This is a genomic window from Pseudomonas sp., from assembly GCF_048265905.1.
Lineage (GTDB): Bacteria > Pseudomonadota > Gammaproteobacteria > Pseudomonadales > Pseudomonadaceae > Aquipseudomonas.
On record NZ_JBLXAP010000019.1, the window covers coordinates 1 to 18,962 of the forward strand.

At 47.4% G+C, this 18,962-nt stretch carries 20 protein-coding genes; 12 read left to right on the forward strand and 8 right to left on the reverse strand.

Translation table 11 applies throughout. The annotated features are described in order from the left end of the window. Positions 1–364: 364 nt before the first annotated feature. Complete coding sequence (locus ACN0UH_RS18260; RefSeq protein WP_417663396.1) at positions 365–1,765, reverse strand: PLP-dependent aminotransferase family protein; 1,401 nt, start codon at positions 1,763–1,765, stop codon at positions 365–367. 111 nt (positions 1,766–1,876) lie between these two features. On the opposite strand from ACN0UH_RS18260, the gene ACN0UH_RS18265 reads away from it, so the two are divergent. The 8 genes from ACN0UH_RS18265 (at position 1,877) to ACN0UH_RS18300 (ending at position 7,723) form a co-directional block, all read left to right on the forward strand. Continuing rightward, entirely contained in the window at positions 1,877–2,677 is an 801-nt protein-coding gene (locus ACN0UH_RS18265; RefSeq protein WP_417663397.1) for a DJ-1/PfpI family protein, read from the forward strand. A 282-nt stretch (positions 2,678–2,959) separates the two neighbouring features. Continuing rightward, positions 2,960–3,205, forward strand: coding sequence for a hypothetical protein (locus ACN0UH_RS18270; RefSeq protein WP_417663398.1), 246 nt, complete (start codon positions 2,960–2,962; stop codon positions 3,203–3,205). 173 nt (positions 3,206–3,378) lie between these two features. Beyond that, positions 3,379–4,020, forward strand: coding sequence for a nitroreductase family protein (locus ACN0UH_RS18275; protein ID WP_417663399.1), 642 nt, complete (start codon positions 3,379–3,381; stop codon positions 4,018–4,020). Between the two features lie 190 nt (positions 4,021–4,210). Further along, complete coding sequence (locus ACN0UH_RS18280; RefSeq protein WP_417663400.1) at positions 4,211–4,756, forward strand: carboxymuconolactone decarboxylase family protein; 546 nt, start codon at positions 4,211–4,213, stop codon at positions 4,754–4,756. A 160-nt stretch (positions 4,757–4,916) separates the two neighbouring features. Next, on the forward strand, positions 4,917–5,489 hold the full coding sequence (locus ACN0UH_RS18285; protein ID WP_417663401.1) for a carboxymuconolactone decarboxylase family protein: 573 nt from the start codon (positions 4,917–4,919) through the stop codon (positions 5,487–5,489). Beyond that, positions 5,486–6,181 carry a glutathione S-transferase N-terminal domain-containing protein gene (locus tag ACN0UH_RS18290; protein WP_417663402.1) on the forward strand — a complete coding sequence of 232 codons (696 nt, stop codon included), beginning with the start codon at positions 5,486–5,488 and terminating at the stop codon, positions 6,179–6,181. Before ACN0UH_RS18285 ends, ACN0UH_RS18290 begins: the two co-directional genes overlap by 4 nt. A gap of 657 nt (positions 6,182–6,838) precedes the next feature. After that, on the forward strand, positions 6,839–7,252 hold the full coding sequence (locus tag ACN0UH_RS18295) for a cupin domain-containing protein (protein ID WP_417663403.1): 414 nt from the start codon (positions 6,839–6,841) through the stop codon (positions 7,250–7,252). A gap of 9 nt (positions 7,253–7,261) precedes the next feature. Then, a complete protein-coding gene (locus ACN0UH_RS18300) occupies positions 7,262–7,723 on the forward strand; it encodes a carboxymuconolactone decarboxylase family protein (RefSeq protein WP_417663404.1) in 462 nt (153 codons plus the stop codon). 308 nt (positions 7,724–8,031) lie between these two features. Here ACN0UH_RS18300 and ACN0UH_RS18305 read toward each other — a convergent pair whose 3' ends face one another. The 3 genes from ACN0UH_RS18305 to ACN0UH_RS18315 form a co-directional block, all read right to left on the reverse strand. After that, entirely contained in the window at positions 8,032–8,661 is a 630-nt protein-coding gene (locus ACN0UH_RS18305; RefSeq protein ID WP_417663405.1) for a cytochrome P460 family protein, read from the reverse strand. A 158-nt stretch (positions 8,662–8,819) separates the two neighbouring features. Beyond that, positions 8,820–9,701, reverse strand: coding sequence for a helix-turn-helix domain-containing protein (locus ACN0UH_RS18310; RefSeq protein ID WP_417663406.1), 882 nt, complete (start codon positions 9,699–9,701; stop codon positions 8,820–8,822). 499 nt (positions 9,702–10,200) lie between these two features. Continuing rightward, positions 10,201–10,755, reverse strand: coding sequence for a carboxymuconolactone decarboxylase family protein (locus tag ACN0UH_RS18315; RefSeq protein WP_417663407.1), 555 nt, complete (start codon positions 10,753–10,755; stop codon positions 10,201–10,203). A gap of 306 nt (positions 10,756–11,061) precedes the next feature. Here ACN0UH_RS18315 and ACN0UH_RS18320 point away from each other — a divergent pair, with 306 nt between their 5' ends. Continuing rightward, a complete protein-coding gene (locus tag ACN0UH_RS18320) occupies positions 11,062–11,952 on the forward strand; it encodes a LysR family transcriptional regulator (RefSeq protein WP_417663408.1) in 891 nt (296 codons plus the stop codon). Positions 11,953–12,047: 95 nt separating this feature from the next. Here the strand turns inward: ACN0UH_RS18320 and ACN0UH_RS18325 are convergent, their stop codons facing one another. Both ACN0UH_RS18325 and ACN0UH_RS18330 read right to left on the reverse strand, forming a co-directional pair. Further along, the gene (locus tag ACN0UH_RS18325; RefSeq protein ID WP_417663437.1) at positions 12,048–12,521 is read right to left on the reverse strand and encodes a YkgB family protein; all 474 of its coding nucleotides are present in this window, start codon (positions 12,519–12,521) and stop codon (positions 12,048–12,050) included. A 530-nt stretch (positions 12,522–13,051) separates the two neighbouring features. Continuing rightward, entirely contained in the window at positions 13,052–14,035 is a 984-nt protein-coding gene (locus ACN0UH_RS18330; RefSeq protein ID WP_417663409.1) for an AraC family transcriptional regulator, read from the reverse strand. 116 nt (positions 14,036–14,151) lie between these two features. On the opposite strand from ACN0UH_RS18330, the gene ACN0UH_RS18335 reads away from it, so the two are divergent. Further along, positions 14,152–14,685, forward strand: a complete 534-nt coding sequence (locus ACN0UH_RS18335; protein ID WP_417663410.1) for a carboxymuconolactone decarboxylase family protein — start codon at positions 14,152–14,154, stop codon at positions 14,683–14,685. Between the two features lie 280 nt (positions 14,686–14,965). Then, the gene (locus tag ACN0UH_RS18340; RefSeq protein ID WP_417663411.1) at positions 14,966–16,165 is read left to right on the forward strand and encodes a cytochrome c biogenesis protein DipZ; all 1,200 of its coding nucleotides are present in this window, start codon (positions 14,966–14,968) and stop codon (positions 16,163–16,165) included. 84 nt (positions 16,166–16,249) lie between these two features. Here the strand turns inward: ACN0UH_RS18340 and ACN0UH_RS18345 are convergent, their stop codons facing one another. Together ACN0UH_RS18345 and ACN0UH_RS18350 are read right to left on the reverse strand one after the other, a co-directional pair. Continuing rightward, a complete protein-coding gene (locus ACN0UH_RS18345; protein WP_417663412.1) occupies positions 16,250–16,882 on the reverse strand; it encodes a helix-turn-helix domain-containing protein in 633 nt (210 codons plus the stop codon). Between the two features lie 280 nt (positions 16,883–17,162). Continuing rightward, positions 17,163–17,747, reverse strand: coding sequence for a peroxiredoxin-like family protein (locus tag ACN0UH_RS18350; protein ID WP_417663413.1), 585 nt, complete (start codon positions 17,745–17,747; stop codon positions 17,163–17,165). Positions 17,748–18,417: 670 nt separating this feature from the next. On the opposite strand from ACN0UH_RS18350, the gene ACN0UH_RS18355 reads away from it, so the two are divergent. Further along, the gene (locus tag ACN0UH_RS18355; RefSeq protein WP_417663414.1) at positions 18,418–18,936 is read left to right on the forward strand and encodes an acyloxyacyl hydrolase; all 519 of its coding nucleotides are present in this window, start codon (positions 18,418–18,420) and stop codon (positions 18,934–18,936) included. Positions 18,937–18,962 lie beyond the last annotated feature (26 nt).

Below are 18,962 nucleotides of genomic sequence, written 5' to 3' on the forward strand. Positions count from 1 at the left end.
GTATCACCCCCAAACAGAAGCTGGCCCTAGCGGCCTAACCTCTACTTCTGGCGAGAACTAAAAATGGGGGGATTACCACTCGACCTCTTGCACCCAATATAGAAACCGCAAACCATACAAGCATATGTTTTTACAGAAAAAACAACTTTTGCAAACCTACACGCACAGCCTACAGTGAAAGTTTTGCGCCCCATCGTCACCTAGTCTAGCTGCCCTCCCTCTCAAATCAGTGGATTGCACGCCAATATTTACATGTAAATGCACAGAGTGTTCGGCTGCAAAATATATCCCCGAGCTTCAAGAGGAGTCGGCTTAGTGCTGTGGAAGCCGATGGTCGAGCAGCAACTGGGGTTGCACTGAATATTCAGATGTAACGTTGGATGATATTAGCCAAGCGGTCACAGTATTTCGCAAGCTCCTTTGTCGGCGATGTCGCTGCACTCAACAAGAGCCCTGGCCGACTGAATTGCGCGGAGGCATACCAAGCCGAGAGTGGTGAAGGAAACATGCCGAATCTCCGCAATTCGTGGATAATTGTGAAGTCTGAGGCACCTTCGGGTAACCGCAATAGGACTGCTAAGCCTGTAGGCATCACTTGGTCAGCGTCGAAATGGTGTTGAATCTGCTCCAGCAAATCTTCCCTTTTTGCGGCATAGAAGCGCTTGGTGCGGCGGAGATGCCGGAGATAATGGCCTTCCCGCATGAACCTGGCTATCGCAAGTTGAACTGCGGGGCCGGGGGGCGGCGCAAGACAGGCAGCTACTTCGGTGAAAGAGGTCATGAGCGCAGCCGGTACAACAATAAACCCTAAACGGAGTGTGGGAGTGATCGTCTTGCTGAATGAGCCAATATGGATGACGCGCTCGGTGCGATCGAATGATGCGAGCGCTGGGGCAGCCCGCCCAGCCAGTTGCAGCTCACTCAGGTAGTCGTCCTCTATGATCCAAGCCCCGCTCGTTGCTGCCCAGTCGAGCAGTTTTAGGCGACGTTCGAGCGATAAAGTTGACCCCAATGGTGCCTGCTGTCCCGGAGTCACGACTACCAATTTGGCGTCAGGGGCGTATTTCAGCCCGTAGTCAACATCAATACCGTCCTCGTCAATAGGGATTGGCACGAGAGTCATACGCGCGAGCTCAAGCCCCTTTCGGGCGAATGGAAACCCAGGGTCCTCGATCCAGGCCTTCTCACCCTCAACGCCAAGCACTCGAAGCGTCAGTCCCAGTCCAGCACCATAGCCGCCTGTGACAATGATCTGTGACGGCGAGCAATCGATCCCGCGGGAGATGGCGAGGTAACCCGCGATCTCACGCCTGAGCTCAAGCTCGCCGCGCGGATCTGGATAGATGGGCGCAGCGCTTACCTCTGCGCGAATAGCATTTGCACGGATGCGCGCGATGAGCGTCTTCGGAAAGGTTTCTGTCCCAGGAACACCCATTTGAAAGAAAGCAGGTGCCTGGGTCATCAGAAAATAGCGTTCCATAAAAGAGCCAGGATCCGGCCTCGCCTCACTCTTTACTTTCATTCGAGGGCGCTGAGCTACAAGCGTTCCAGTCGAGCGGGACGCTACGATCAATTGCGCGGCAGCGAGCCGTTCATAGGCTGTTCGCACAGTGCCACGAGCAACGCCGAGCTGGGTGGCTAGATCCTGCCATGACGGCAGGCGCGCCCCCGGTTCAAGGACACCGTTTTCGATCGCGGAGGTGATTCTTTGTCGGATCTGCTCGGCAAGCGGGGTCTTGGCGGAGCGATCAATCGTGAAATTCACAAGCTTTGTCATAAACCCATGGTACACAACTATTTTATATTTTTGGTTCTTTTCTTATGACCCAACAGGACGATAAGTTAAATGATATTTTAAATCTTAAGAAGACAACCAATGAAGCTTCAAACGATCATCACCTGCATCCCCCTCGCGTTCTCAATGACCAGCTCTGTCTTTGCTGCCGCCCCTGCTAAGGCCGACGATAATTCCATTAATGTCGCCGTGATCGTCTATGACGGGGTATTGAGCAGCGATATCACCGCTCCACTTGAAGTCTTCGGAAACGCTGCCAAGAAACCCTGGTTGCAAAAAATCAATGTCGAGGCCGTAGCCGCGGACGGCGACCTCAATATCCTTACCGAGGAAGGCATCGAGCTAAAGGCCGACAGGCTCCTTGCTGAAGCGCCCCATTATGACGCGATCATCGTGCCTAGTCGCTACGATATGGACGCCGTGCTCGGCAACCGAGCGCTTATTGACTTTATACAGGATCAGTCAGAAACGGCAGACTGGATAGCAAGCAATTGTTCAGGTGCGTTGGTGCTGGCCGAAGCAGGCGTTCTTGACGGAAAACGAGCCACGACTTGGGCGGGTGGCGAAGAGTCGTTTCAAAAGAATTACCCGGACGTACTCGTGCAATCCGACATCAACGTCGTCATTGATGACGGCGTCCTAACGTCCAACGGTAGCGTCGTTTCCTATGAAGCAGCTATTACCTTGCTTGCAAAGTTGACAAGTGACGAACTCGCTGCGGAGGTCGCCAATGATCTCCAGTTCAAACGTGTCGCTAATACTGTTCTGCCGCCGCGGCTGCATTGGAAACTTGCGTCCATCATTGCTGTGGCTGCGTTCCTGTTCGGTGCACTCGTTGTGGGTATCACATTGTGGACACGTCGCAAGATTACAAAACGGTGATTAACCGTCTTAGCTCCCGCTCTATATAGAGAGCGGGAGCTAAGACGGACCGCCTGTATCTCGTAAACCTAGTTACTCAGCGTGTGCCGGTGGCGCGTTGAATCATTCCCCATAGACGAATCGTACTCACCCAGTTGGCGCAACCTCAGATCGGATTTATTCGGATACTCCCTTCATGGCACCGCGTTCGCCATTTAGGTTTTAGGGCTTCGTAATTGCTGCTGCAGGGCACCATTTTTCGCGCTTTTGATGCTTTTTTTGTATAGAAAAAGGAGGCATTTCATGACTATCCGAACCTTGATCACCGCTGCTTACGCGTTCCTTTCCTTTTCAATAGCTGACATCACCTCCGCCCTTGGTGGCAAAGCAAAAGCCGTCATGAAAAACCTCAAGGCGGCCATTCAAAATCCCCCAGGCAAGTTGCTAATTGCGGTAGGAGTCGATCTATCCATCCCCCCCCGTGGAGTTGGCTTTTATCTACGACTGTATGACCTCAGCCGCGATCAAGTCGAAGGTAAAAGACGGTGAGCTGCGTATCTATCGGGCAGCGAGAGTTGGCCCGAACCGCCGAACTCGAACCATTCAATCAACCGAAACGCGAGCAAAACCGAGCTGGCAAAGCTGCTTGCCGCTTTCGCCCCTGACATTAATGACAATCCGTTGACCACGCCCATCAAATAAGCCCTCAAGAGAAGAACAACATGACAAACGCCCTTCCCCTCACCATGACCAATGCTGTCATCGAATGTATTTTGAGTCGCAGCGCCGCTAAGTACTACGATCCTACCGCTACCTTGAGCGATGACCAAATCCGTGAATTGGTGCGAATTGGCACTAGCGCGCCGACCTCCTTCCACTTGCAGAACTGGCGCTTTATCGCCGTACGCTCGCCTGAAGCCAAGGCAAGGCTACGTCCTATTGCGTGGGACCAACCCGCGACCACCGAAGCGGCCGTCACTTTCATCGTCTGCGGTCAGTTGGTCGATACCAGCGTAATACCGGATCGTCTTGCACCGCTCGTGGAGGCAGACGTCATGCCGGCAGCAATGGTGCCGGAATGGGAAATTCCCGCGCGCGATCTGTATATGGCCTACCCACAGCGTCGACGCGACGAGGCCGTACGCACCGCCACCTTTGGGGCGGCTGCGATGATCTATGCAGCACGCTCACTGGGCTTGGGCTCGACCCCAATGATCGGTTTCGATTTTGAAGCGGTAGCTCGTGAGTTCGGGCTGGCCGAAAACGAGGTGCCGGTCATGCTCTTGTCTGTGGGGCCGGAGAGATCAGGAAACTGGGCTCCAAAGCCGCGTCGTCCGATAGATGATGTGCTGGATTTGGTATAGCTGCTTCGTCGTGGCAGTGGTCGTGCCGAACGATTATACGGCCACCGGGCGAGAGGAACTCATAACCTCCTCACGCTTGAAGCGCCTGACCCGCTTCGACCCAAAACTTGGGCCCGAAGTAAACCTAGGGATAGATCCCACACGGACTTTCCCAAATCATTGAAATCAGTAGTTTACGGAGATGATCATAATGGCAAGAACTGCAGCTCTAAAGCCGGAACAGGTACCGGCCGATTCGAAACCAACTCTCGATGCGTTCACCAAGAACATCGGGTTCACTCCAAACATGATGGCGAACTTCGCGCAGAGCCCAATCGCGTTTAACGCATGGGCCACTCTGCTCGGTTCTTTGAGCAAGGCTCTCGATGTGAAGACGCGTGACAGCATCGGCCTCGCTGTCTCCGAAGTGAATGGGTGCAACTACTGCCTGACCGTTCACAGTTTTACGGCTGAGCATATGGCCAAGCTGTCAACCGATGAAATCATCCTCGCTCGCAAAGGCCATGCTACCGATCCGAAGCGGGACGCCGCCGTCCAGTTTGCACGCAAAGTAATCGAGACTCGCGGTCATATCGACGACGCAGACCTCAAAACTGTCCGCGATGCTGGCTACACGGATGCAAACGTCATGGAGATCGTCGCGTTGGTGGCCATGTTCTCCCTGACGAACTTTTTCAATAACGTGTTCGATCATGAGAAGGACTTTCCCCTTGTTCAGCCTGCTGGCTCGATCTGACTTCTATCTAGTCGTAACGTCCAATTGCGATGAGGCTTTGAAGTCTACTGTGATGCCTGCGTGATACTAAGCCCAGATGCACCAAGGAAATATTCTCGGGGACGCGTCTGGGTGTTTCGTATGTGCCGCCAAGTTTAGGACGCTTAATTAGGAAGGCCCAATGCCAAGAACTATTGCTCTAAAGCCAGAACAGGTGCCGGCCGATTCGAAGCCGGCTCTCGATGTATTCAGCAAGAACCTTGGGTTCACCCCAAATATGTTGGCAACCTTCGCACAGAGCCCAATCGCGTTCAACGCATGGGCCACCTTCCGTAGCTCCTTGAACAAGGTGCTCGATATGAAGACGCGTGAAGCCATCAGTCTCATTGTTTCCGAGGTGAATGGCTGCAGTTACTGCCTAGCGGTTCACACCTATGCTGCCAGTATGGCTAAGCTGCCGGCCGACGAAATCACTCTAGCGAGGAAGGGGCATTCCAGCGACCCGAAGCGCGATGCCGGCGTCCAGTTTGCGCACAAAGTCATCAATACCCGCGGCCATATCAGCGACGCCGACCTAAAAACCATCCGCGACGCTGGCTACACGGATGCGAACGTCATGGAGATCCTCGCGTTGGTGGCCATGTTCTCCCTGACGAACTTCTTCAATAACGTATTCGACCCCGAGAAAGATTACCCTGCCGTTCCGCTGACTGGCTCGATCCGAATGCAGCCAAGCTCAGGAGAAAGAAAGTGACACTCGATCATCTAGTTTTTACGCGCTGGCGGGTGCAGTACCCTGAACGGCTGCAACTATTTTCCCTGCCCACGCCCAATGGGGTGAAGGTTGGCATCATGCTTGAGGAAACGGGCCTCGCCTACGAGTCGCACCAGATCGACATCATGACGAACGAAAACCACGATCCGGCTTTCCTCGCGCTCAACCCAAACGGCAAGATTCCCGCAATCTATGATCCCAACGGGCCGAGCGGCACACCACTCGCGTTATTCGAATCAGGCGCAATCCTCCTCTATCTTGCCGACAAGACGGAGCAATTTATCTCGGCCGATCCAAATACTCGCTACGAAACAATCCAGTGGGTGATGTGGCAGATGGGCGGCGTCGGGCCGATGTTCGGCCAGGTTGGCTTCTTCAATAAATTCGCTGGCAAGGCCTATGAGGACAAGCGACCGCGCGACCGCTACGCAACCGAATCAGCTCGGCTGCTGAGTGTTCTCGACGATCGACTCACGGGTCGCGACTGGGTGATGGGGGCCAACTACAGCATCGCCGATATTTCGCTGCTCGGCTGGGTGCGAAACCTGATCGGCTTTTACGAAGCACGCGAGCTTGTTGGCTTCGACCGCTTTCTTCATGTACAGGCGTGGCTTGATCGCGGTCTCGCGCGTCCTGCAGTTCAGCGTGGGCTGGAAATCACGGTGACCTAGAAGAAACTCGGAAAGTGGAGATCCATACGGGGTGCAACGAACTGCATAAGCGTTGCCTTAGGAACCGGACCTACCGATGTCCCATGAAGGTAGAAGCGCTGAATAAGCCGCAACCTCACGCCGTAATCCAGCGTCACGCAGAGCTGGATAAATTGCTGGTGCAGCTACCTCCGAACGAACTGTACGTGCCCTGATGCATAAGAACAACGCAATAGGAAAGCAATCCGGCGCTGGCACTCACCTGAAAAATGGATGGTACGGACATAAGCACAGGTATTGCGACGGCAATAAAATCGTCCTTCGCAATTAGTGTCAGAAACTTCTACCTCGACTGGCCTACTTGTTACATATGTCCCTTTGAAGCGGGACGGAACGCTCAACTGAGCATAAGCTAACCCCTCGCATACCTCTTTGCCTGACACTCTCAGAGCCCTGCCCTGCCCTAGAGTAATCTGGCGCTCGGTGCGAGCACATCACTATCAATCGTCGTGCATATACCTTGACGGTTCCTCGGTCATGGGAGATTTGCCTCCATCCAAGTCTGAGGTTTAGCGTAGTTACCATGCTCCTTGGTATATCAAAATTATATGTTTTTGGTTCTTCTTTATAATCTTCAATGGATGCATCCTTCGTTTGTAAAAATTAATGGAGGTTGCAATGAAAAACCATATTTTGGTGTCACTACTGGTAGCTCTCTCTTTGACTTTGGCTGGCACGGCAGCAGCGCATGAGCCTAGTGAAACAGTCGAACCGAATTTCTCGCACATCATCCCAAACATTCCAGGTAAGTCGCTCATTGCCGTAGAAGTATCCTATCTCCCCGGCGGAGCATCAAAACCGCACTTCCACGCACAGTCGGCATTCATTTACGCCTATGTCGTCTCTGGACATATTGTCAGCCAAGTGAAGGGAGAGCCTGAACGAGTCTATGCACCGGGTGAGAGTTTCTTTGAAGCACCTGGCGCCCATCATTTGACAAGCCGTAACGCGAGCAATACTGAACCTGCCAAGTTACTTGCTGTTTTTGTTGTCGATACAGATGACACAGAACTGACTACCCCTGATAAATAGGACTATTAAATGCATCAACGACTCGATTACATGAAAGCTGCTCCTGGTGGCATTAAAGCCCTAGGCGGTGTTTATGGTTACGTCATGCAGTCTGGCTTAGACAGCGTACTGGTCGAACTGGTATATCTGCGTATCAGCCAGATAAACAGTTGTGCATATTGCCTGGACATGCACACACGTGATCTCAGCAAGAAAGGGGTCAAGATCGAAAAACTGGCACTAGTGCAAGCTTGGCATGAAGCCGGTGATCTGTTCAGTAAACAAGAGCAGGCAGCTCTTGCTTGGGCGGAAAGCGTCACGTTGGTCGCAAAAACGGGAATTCCGGACGAAGATTTTCAGGCGGCCGCTGCTGTTTTCAGCGAGAAGGAACTGGCAGATTTGACTATTGCCATCGGCCTCATGAATACGTTCAACCGCCTCGCTATCGGTTTTCGAAGAACTCCTGAAGCGGTGCTTGCCGCTACAACATAAATGATAAAAGTTGATGTCGTGACAATGGCTGGTGATTGGAGTGATTTTGACCCAAAGACCAGCCGTTTCAATGCGGCGCAAGCAAGTCTTCCGATGGATTTCGAGCACGGACGTACAAAGTACATACATATAACGAATCCGCGCTCGACTTTCACTTTATATGATGAGACTTGCAGTAGACTAACAACACCGTTTACCTCAAATATTGACACTTCAAATCGATTAACATTTATGTTTGTTTGCGGATCAGTTAATCCCTCCATTATTCACATGAGCATGTGTCGAAATTAAACTAAGGAAACGGGTGGTTAGTTATTAAGCGTTGAAAATTTGTCGCGAGCATCGAGAAGCGGATATCCCCATACGTGGACCCAATCAGTTTTCTTAACCGGAGTGTGGCAAGCAATACATGTACTTGTATCTTTGTTGGTTGTAACCAATGGGGCATCTTGAGCAATTAAGGCCCACCCCCAGCCATCAGTCCAGATTCCACTTTCTGGGTAACGGTCTTTTGTATCTTTTATCATCACAAACCAGCCTAACCCTTGGTCCCAAAATGAAGCATGGCCTGTGGTAAGATCAGCTGCAGCTGTACCTTGCAGCTCTTTAATTAGCATGGCTCCATCGGGAAAATTTCCGTGGGCACGATAATACTCAATCGAGTCCCTATCAACATATACTTGATGCAACTCTTTTAGCCCTCCTAAAGAGTCCCCACCAGGTACTGCGAAGGAGCCAAGAAATATAAACTCTGTCCTATAGTCTTCTGGCACTTTTATATTTCCATTCTTGTCTACGTAATTTTCAAATGTTTTTGAATATGTTGTAACACCGGCATCTGAGGGTGAAACTTTCGTCTCTGCTAGTGATGCATTCGAAAGTAAAAAAACAAACAATGCTGCCAAAACAGTAGATGTTACCATTCTATTAAAAATCATTTTGACATCCTTCTTCAGAATTATAGGCTACAGCTTTAGTTAATACACTGTATAATTTATGCACCCAGGACATTAACCAGATACAAATCTCACCTCTAAAGCATTAACTTTATTTTTAAAAGTATGAATTTAAAATCAAATCATAGATTCCTCCAAAATCAATTAAACCAAAGATCTCTGTATTGCCCAGGTGTTATTCCAACATGTTGTTTAAAAGCGGTGCTAAAGTGGGACTGTGAACTAAAACCACACTCCTGTGAGATTTGCGCTAAACTCAGATTGGATTCAGCAAGCATATACTCAGCACGGCGCAATCGGTGTCCTACAATATAGGCGTGAGGAGATTGACCTGTTCTAGCCTTAAAGGTGCGGGTAAAGTGGAAATGGCTCTGCGCTGCGATGCTCGCGAGCTCTCCAACGTGAATTGAGTAGTTAATGCGTTGCTCGATATACTCGGCTACTTTAGTAAATCTAGATTCTGGCAAACATAGTTTTGGAGACTTCACCTCATAATCACACTCATTTCGCTTTGGCCCTTTTAGCATCATTGCAATAATGAATCTGGCGGCACCCGGGCAGTGAAAACCAGTTCTAACTAAGCTGGCGTAAGTATTGATCCCCTCACTAATCTTCTCAACTACGCGACGTGCTACACCATCAAAACCAAACTCCGGCCCATAGTGAGGCACGATATGTTTAAGGCAAGTAAAGTTTAACTGCAAGGTTTCGAGGGTTCTTAACAAAAAACGGTCATCGATAACTATTTCAACAAAACTATTAGGAACTTCCCAAGTAACCAGTTGGTCGCTATCACCCCCCTTCAGCACTAGGCATGTACCACACTTTATTTCTATTTCTTTACGGCTTTCTAAATCAGCGATAGATAGTGAGCCGTTAGAAGTTAGGAAAATAATAATAGTCACTTGACCCGCCCGAGACGAATACTTCTGGTTTCCTTTTTGAATTAGAGATCTCGCACTGACAATCATATATATTGGAGCTACAGCTGAAGCTGAATGGGCAAAGGATAGCGTTGTCATATTAACCTCCGAGCATTTGTGGCTGCCAGCGTAAGCCACTGACTTACTATTATTAGTATATTCATCTTTTAATTATTCCGCACCAGTGCCAGTCAAACTCAAAGGAATACGTCTCCAATTTTTACGTATACGTAAAGTAAATAATCCGATAAACTTTCTTCCAAGAGTACAAACTAAAACACCTAAAAGGTTGAGCCGTTCTCTGCAGTCCGCAGAAAGGTTGTAAAATTCTCTATTAATAAGGTGAGCCATTCACTTGCTCCAGCGTTGTCGCGCATTTTCGCGCGGCATCTTGGTTAGCTTGACAGATTCAAAGCGCGTTAAAGAACGCACGCCACTATCGGTACAGACTCGTTTGCAATCACCTACAGCCCGCGGATTTCGGCCATTTGGCAGCTTTAGCCCTCTGGATCCGGCAGGTATTACTCCTGCCGGATTTAGTCAGGCTAGCTCAGGTTAGAGGGAAGAAATTTCAAAAACGTGCGCTTTTTGTATTCTTTTACAGAGCTTCGTTTTCGGGTGCAGACTGAGGAAAGTCGATGGGTGTATCATTTATACGATTAACAAAATTAATGAATTTTGTTGATGTAACAACAAGGCAAATTTCTATTAGATTTTTTTCAGTACAATTAAAATCGAGTAGTTTTTGAACGCAAGACAAATCTACTACCCCTCTCGTATTTATTAGAACGTGAACAAAATCTATTAGCGCGTCCAGCCTTTCAATTTTAGTTGACCGCAACGACCTTATGTCACTTACCGTGTCTTGTGACAACCCCGAGAACTGACTTAAAAATGCATGTGCAGCAATGCTGTATTCACAGCCGGCATTAACACTTGCCGCAAGCCTAATAGCTTCTATTTCCGATTTTGAAAGTGTGCTAGCTTCTATTATTTCGTCAATTTCAAGTATAGCTTTTAAACTTGTTGGAGCATGCGTTCCAATAGTTGCATATACATTTGGAACCATACCCGCTGTTTTTTGTATAGAAGCATAGATTTCGGAGACGGCGCCCGAGGCTGATGATGGATAGGTTGTTGACAAGCGAGGCATTAGAACTTTCTCCTGACCTGGCGAAATGATAGCTATTAGGCATCACTGAGAGTTCGCATCTATTATTATTAGTTCGAATTAACATCGGTAGAATCAATACTTTATGCTTAACACAATAGCTACCGAAGTGAATTTTAACTCCATGCAATTGATACTCGACAATCTAAAGGATCAAAGATGCACTCACATCATAAGTTATGATTCAATATTAACCTCCACGCCAATGCTGACTGACTATAAGATCATCAGTTATTATTCCTTGATAAACTAGCCATCAAACGCAGATAACAGAAATTTGGATTTTGCATGAGTGAGTATCTTTTCCCCTTTCGATTGTTCGTACGTGTCGCCTATACAGGTAGTTTTTCTCAGGCAGGCCGAGAGTTAGGTATATCTCAGTCATCAGCCTCGCGAATAATAGCCGCACTGGAGCGCGACTTAGGATCAATGCTCCTTGTTCGATCAACACGTGCGGTAGTATTAACACCGGTAGGTGAAATTTACTTGGCTAACTTAGAGCCTATATTGGCGGCTTTCGATGAAGCGAATCTTGCAACTCGCGGAGGTATTGAGCACCAAGGACGATTAAGACTTGGAATACATTCAGGTGTTTCACTGAGAGAGATTGTGCCGAGACTATCAGAGTTTCTTGATATTCATCCGGCTCTCAGTGTTGATTTGATTGCGGATCAACCTGATCGGAATGCGATAAGAGAACCTGTAGATCTCGCCCTTCAAGTAGCGGCACCTGAGGATACGACAGCATCAATGCGACTTGTTGATAGCACTCCAAGGATTTTAGTGGCTTCTCCTAAGTATCTGCTACGCAAGGGAGTACCAACCTCACCTGTTGAATTGATAACCCACTCAGTCATTGCCGGGCCTTCTCCATCCAGAGTTGGCTCTTGGTTTTTCTTTCGCAACGGAAGGGCTATATCAATCAGTATTGAAGGCAGAATGACCGCCAGCACAAATGAAGTAGCTATAGCGTCAGCTGTTAGCGGAGTTGGCATTATTGCGACGGGGCTTTGGTCGTGTCAGTCCGAGATAGAATCAGGCGTATTGGTTCGTGTTCTTGAAAACTGGGACATGGGGGATTTCAAGCTTTGTGCATTACTTCCTGCAGGCGCTGCATCTAAAACTGTCGCACGATCCTTTGTTAGCCACTTGGTATCAGCGTTTCAAAAGCAGACATAAAAATAATAAAAACTGGCTCCCTGCGCCACACGGCTAGGGAGCCGCTTACTTTAAGTAGCCCTAAAGTGTGTATTATTTTTTTTAACCATAGCTATTTATGCAGACCGATCTTCTATTGCTGTCAGCGAATTTCCAATTACCATTATTGACGCTGCTAACAAGCAGATATCTTTTAGTAGAAACTGGCCGGGAACAACGGATATAGCTGGAAAGCCCAGTGTAGGTTCAAATACCTGTGGGGTAGTTAACATAAATGAGAGTGTTGTGATGAATAAACCGGCAGATAGCCCCCCCCCAATAAATGACAGCCTTGGAGATATACACCTTGCAGCGATCAATAGCCCAATTGCAATTTCGAGAAAGCCTAGAAAATATGAGAACCCCATTACGCTTATAAAGCCATACATCCAAGATAACAACGGGCTATGACTTACAAAACCATAAATCCCGTTCGCCTCATACTCAGTGAATTTCATACCACCAAACCAAATATAAATGACAGTCAGCGCAGAAAAAACGAAGTACCATCCTACCCTAGTAGTTACCGCACCGAGAGAATTGTTAATCATTATAAATTTTCCTATTTTATCATTATGTGAAAGTGCCGAAATGTTCACAATACTCCTTTGGAGCAAAGTTATTGGTCGGCTTTAATTACCTATACGACTTTATCGTATATCAGTAAATATAATATTATCTAATAGTGATTCTTATGCCTCGATATCAATATCGGTACAACTTTAACTGATTTCAACCTAATATCATTTCAGAAACATGCGCTTCTTATGAGGATTACAAGAATAGCTTTACGTTGGCTGCCTGTTCAGCCTAGCGCAACGATATCGAAGAGGAATATTATATTAACAATCCCAGACAACGGCCTTCAGTACACTTTAGCTTACGGTAAGATATTTTAAAAACACGTTGTCTTTCTCTGCTCTCAGACTGATACAACGTTTCCGAATTAATTACCCGGCAATTAATTTTTGGTTGATAAAGCTGCATGCAGTTACATATTACGGATTCAGAAGTTACAATCTACACCCCTCTTTTTTGGCATTCATCGACACTTAGACGAATCATAACGGGCTAACGATAGTCAAGTCACAGGTGACCTGTATGAATCTTGAGCAGTTAAAAGAGCCGACTGCAATCGCCATCTACCTGGCGTCATGCCTAAGTGCTTCTTGAATGCTCGCTGGAAGGCAGCGTCTGATTTATATCCACTATCTTGGGCTATTTTCGATATAGAATCCGATGTGTGTGCAAGCTGTTTACTAGCATTTACCATACGTATTTCAACCAATAGATCATTAGCAGACCTGCCAACAGTCTCAGTAAATTGCCTTGCAAATGTCGCCCTAGACATAAGACACAAGGATGCCAACTCCGCCATTGTCCATGCCTTAGAGTATTCTTCAAACATTGCCGTAAAAGCGGGCTGAAGCCTTGAGCGCTGCGTGAGACGTAGCAAGCCCGCAGGAGGTTCTGCACTTTCACTTGCTAAACGCAAAGTCAAGCCAAAGAGAGCCCCTGACATATGGTTCATAATCGACTCACTACCAGGGCCATGCTCAACTACCTCTTCATGCATCAATGTAATTAAGCGAGCGAGTCGAGTGCTGGCGACTTGTTCTTCGGCTGAATGGATACAGTTATTAGATTCGTTAATCCCTTTAATGATTAATCGCCTTGGTAAGTTGTCTTTAATCATTTGTCGCGGAGACAACGGCAAAATAAATCGTCCACAAAGCAGGTTTACAGGCTTCACATCGCTTCCATTGGTTTTAATCTTAAGTCCTCGCTCGTTGCGCACCTTGCCTACCGCTGATAGAGCTCCGTCCCCTTCATATAGAACATGTGGTACACCAGAAGGGATCAGCAATATGTCTCCCGCTTGCATCGATAGAACGGGACTTTCACCATCGTCGACTTGAGCCGTACCGCGCAGGAGTATGTGGTACGGGATTTCTCTCGGCCCAGAGGCAGCATAATCTAGCCTCCAAGGCGGACTGAAATGACACCGAATATCCAATGTCCCACTCACCGGCATCAAAAACAACAACCTACTTAAGATATCCATTTGAGACGCTCGAGCATATAAATGATTAACTCTAGCATTAACAGGACGAACGTCCAGAGTTAGGCTGAAGACATCTTACGTATTGCTGCTGGATGGTATATCCAAAGGAACACTCAATGTCTCGCTTGACCACAATTGACCCAACTGAAGCTACTGGACTTGCGGCAGAAACCTTCGCATCTATAAAAAGAGCTGCCGGTATGATTCCTAATGCATATTTGACTATCGGAACACATAACCCTGAGGGATTAGATGCAATGCTGCGTCTTGATGAGGTTGTCGCCTACAGCGGTATTTCTGACGCAGATTTAGAAGCCATTCGATTGATTGTCAGCGAATGGGCTGGCTGTCATTACAGTGTTACGGCCCATAGTCTAAAAGCTAAATTCTCTGGACTTTCACGCGAAGCAATTTCAAACATTCGAGAAGGAAATAGCACGGGCGATTCCCGGCGCGACGTCCTCCTAGAATTTGTCCGAAATATCATGTTTTGTAAGGGCACGATCAGTCTGAGTCTTGTAGAGTCAATTATTCGTGCGGGATATTCTGAACACCAAATAATTGGAATATCTCTCGCCATTGCTTCAACTATGTTCACCAGTACAGTAAATCGCGTTAATGACACAATAATAGACTACCCCGAAATTTAATAACTTCATCGCAAACCAAAATAGTCACTTAGTTGAACGCACTATCATTTAGCAAACTATAGATTAGAGCATCTATAGAAAACTATCGATATTATATTCACAACCATTAGCAGACCTAAAGCCAAGTTAAATTTTATCTTAAACAATTCGGATTTAAGAATAAAAATCTTCACGAAAAACTTTCTCACACCGAGGAAGTAGCCACTTTAATATTAATCCCACTGAAACCTATCCACTTCAACCAGAAATGCCATACACCCCTCATTCTTGAAGGTGATCCATGTTACTAATAGCTTTTATAGGTGGAATACTCACCGTCTTAAGTCCCTGCATCTTGCCAGTTGTTCCATTCCTGTTCGCAAGTGCTAATCGCAACCGCTCATCTATTCTGCTCATGCTTTGCGGCATGGCATTAACGTATACCTTGGTCGCGAGTGTGGCTGTAGTCAGCAGTGACTGGGTGATTCAAACCAGCAACGCTGGTCGCTACATTGCTCTTACGGTGGTGGTGGTGTTTGCCATATCACTGATCTCCACTAAGGCCGGCGACTTGCTAATGTATCCGTTCGTATTGCTAGGTAATCGTCTCGATCCTAAAAACCGCAAAATATCCAGGCCGCTTAGTTCGCTAACGATCGGTGTAGCCACCGGCCTGCTCTGGGCACCGTGTGCTGGACCAATCTTAGGTATGATTCTCACCGGTGCCATGCTGCAGGGCGCGAACGTAAACACAAGCCTATTGCTATTGGCCTACGGACTCGGCAGCGCGTTGTCGCTAGGCATCCTGATCTTCGCCGGCCGCCGTTTGGTCAATCACTTGAAACCGACAATTCCTGTCACAAGCTGGCTGCGTCGTAGCGCCGGTGTCGCGGTACTTGCTGGGGCTGCAGTCATCTCCACCGGAACAGATAACACACTGTTCGCGGGCACCTCCTCGGAAGATATCAACAACGTTGAAAATGATGTATTGCATACAGTGCCGAAGGTCATTGACTACTTCGTTAATAAGGTCAGGGCCGAGCCAATAAGCAACATCCAGCCCCCTGGGCCGTCGCTAAACGGTGCCGTGCAATGGCTCAACTCACCAGCATTGAGCAACGAGTCTCTCAAAGGCAAAGTGGTGTTGGTGAATTTCTGGACTTTTGACTGCATTAACTGCAAACACACCCTGCCATACGTCAAAAGCTGGGCTAAGAAATACGAGAAGGCAGGATTAATAGTGATCGGCGTTCATACCCCGGAATACGGCTTCGAACGCATCGTTCACAACGTCAAGGACAAAGTAAAAGAATACGGCATCACCTACCCGATAGCGATCGATAACAACTACGCACTCTGGCGCAACTTCAACAACCGCTACTGGCCTGCACAATACTTGATCGATGCCAAGGGGCAACTACGTTTTAATCACTTTGGAGAGGGTAATTATGACGGGCAAGAGAAGATGATTCAGCTATTACTGGAAGAGTCCAAGATATGACCTAGCCGCCTATACATGAGATCGGTCGATTTATGGCTAAGCGGTCTTTCATGCTAGCCACCATTTATTGCGTAATCTTAATTTTCAACGATGAAGGTCGCGATACTGCCCAGGTGTAATGCCTATTCGTTTTTTGAACGTTGTTGTGAAATGTGATTGTGAGCTAAAGCCCGAGTCGGTGGCGATTTGTGACAAGCTAGTATTAGTTTCAGAGAGCAAAAACTCTGCACGACGAAGCCTGCTATCCAAGATGTAAGAGTGAGGAGAACGTCCAGTACTAGCCCGAAATGTGCGGGCAAAATGGAACCTACTTTGAGCTGCGATTTGGGCCATTTCGGAAACACTTATTGCAGATGATATTTCACTTTCAATATGATCTGCGATTGCTTTCAACGTCTTTTCTGATAGATGTGGCCTCTGTTTATTCGGTTTATTTCCGCCGGTGCTGCTACGTAGGTTAACCATCATTGCAATGAGAAAGCGTGCAGTGGGCGCGCAATAGAATCCATTCGCCACCAAACTGGCGCTAGTTTTTCGTTGCCCGAGCATTTTACGCGCCAAGCGTTTAGCAAGAGCGCCAAAACCTGCTTCCGGGCCATAAACCCCAATAACGTCTGAGAGCGCAGTTTTACTAGGCGTAACCATGGCGATCACATCAGTTACGAACCTATCCTCAATTGCTATTTCGAGTAATCTATTCGAAGCACTCCATGACATGGTCTGCTCTGTTTGCGCATTCTTGATCAATACGGTTGTGCCAATTTTTGCCTCAAGATCAATACTTGTTGAAGTATTTCTAAAAACTATGCGTCCGTTATCGCTAAGAAATATAATTATAGTGAAACGTCCAGTACTGGAACTGTAACTGCCTGCCGATTCGCAATTCAAGATACGTGCACTGACTAACACCATAGGGTGATAGAGACCTGCTTTAGGTGAGCGTACAAGCCTTGAGTGTCGCATTTTTCATCTCACTTTAACTGAGTATGGAATGCAGCTATATTATTACGCGCTTTTTTCTAACTGAAGCAATATTATCTAACACGACAAGAATCTCATGTACATTAATTAATTGAACATAATTCGTGTTGACTTCCGAGTACACAATAGCACCTTGCCGATCGATAATAAATAACGATATAACTGGTAGAAGATCACAATCTGTTCCGTTCAACTTATCGAGGTTAGCGCCTAGCTCGAAATACGTTTGCTTCAACTGGCTTGACAGGCGCCACGCGACCTTAAAATCAATGGCAACTCGACTGTAAGCATCACAGAGTAGTGGAAAGCTAATAGCTTGCTTTCTGTCTATATCTGCTTTGCGAAAATGTAACTGTGGCGATACGGCAATGATTGACACCCCTTTATTATTAAACTCACTATTAATAGCCTCAAGAGCAACTAGATTTGCGTGTGAGTACCAGCACCATAGCCCTCTAAAAAAAACGACAATTACAGGTCCTTTTCGGCTTAGATCAGTCGAACTTATTTCGTTTCCTTCCGTATCCGCGAGCGTGAAATCAGGCGCGCGGACTCCAGCTTTAATTGCGTTTGTTGCAACTCTTGATTCACAAAGCTCCATGATAGAGGTTGCTAGTATATTTTGGTCCTCGGGGGCAAGCGAACTCTCTTCTTCGGCTAAAAAATTAACTGGGTACGTACAGCAAGGCACCATCAATCTTCCCTAGTTTTGATTTCTTTAAAATTCGGAAAATGTGTAAATTGGAAATATAACTCTCTAGATTGTTGGCCGTACCTAATCTGATTAGAGTATCTAGGGTGATACAAACCAACAGTTGGTACGTGACCGTAACTCATTGTTTTATAGGCTTATTCCAAAAACGTGCGGTTTTTTAGCTTACAATGCCCCCTCTATGACAATTACATTTTGCCTAGAGACGCTTGAGACTACGTTCTCACCCACTGATTTAGAGCACTACGAAGCACAACATTGCGCAACGTATCAATTACACAGTAACTAGTCAGCCCTCAACGGCCGCTATAACTTCATCATAGCTTTCACTTGCCGCTCGCTCTTGAAACCAATGACTCTCGCCCAAAGCCCGGTTCATAAGACAAAACTTATGAACAGTCCAGATCTGGCACGTTTCCGAAATACCGTGATGACCCTCTGAAATACGATCGTATTTGTGTTGTTTGTAGGTATGTAAGTCGAGGATCCAAGAATGACCTCAGCTGCTCGACAGACAATTGACAAAACAAAATAATACTGTTCAAAAAGAAGGTTGCTAATGACACGTCTGTTTTGCTTGGCTGCTATTGCGGCCACATTGATAGGGCACAGCATTACCACGCAGGCTGCCGGTGTAGAATTCGCGATCGGCCAAACTGGCGAGTCGACCATGACTTATCGTTTGGGCCTGCAGTTCGACTGGGGCAAGAGCTGGTGGGAAAGCGACGTCGGTCGTTTAACTGGTTATTGGAGCGGTGCGTACACGTACTGGAAGGGGGATAAGACGGCTGGGGATAATAGCTTGTCCTTCTCACCCGTACTTGTTTACGAGTTTTCCAGTGAAGACGTTAAACCATATATCGAGTTAGGCGTAGGTGTGGCAGTATTTTCCGGCACCGAAATTGAGAACAACGACCTCGGAAGTGCCTTCCAATTTGAAGACCGCGTTGGCGTAGGGCTGCGTTTTGCTGGCGGACACGAGTTCGGAATTCGAGCGACGCACTATTCCAATGCAGGAATCACCAGTGATAACGACGGGATAGAGAGCTACGCGTTGCATTATTCACTACCATTGTAAGACCGCAGTTTCTCATGAAACCAAGT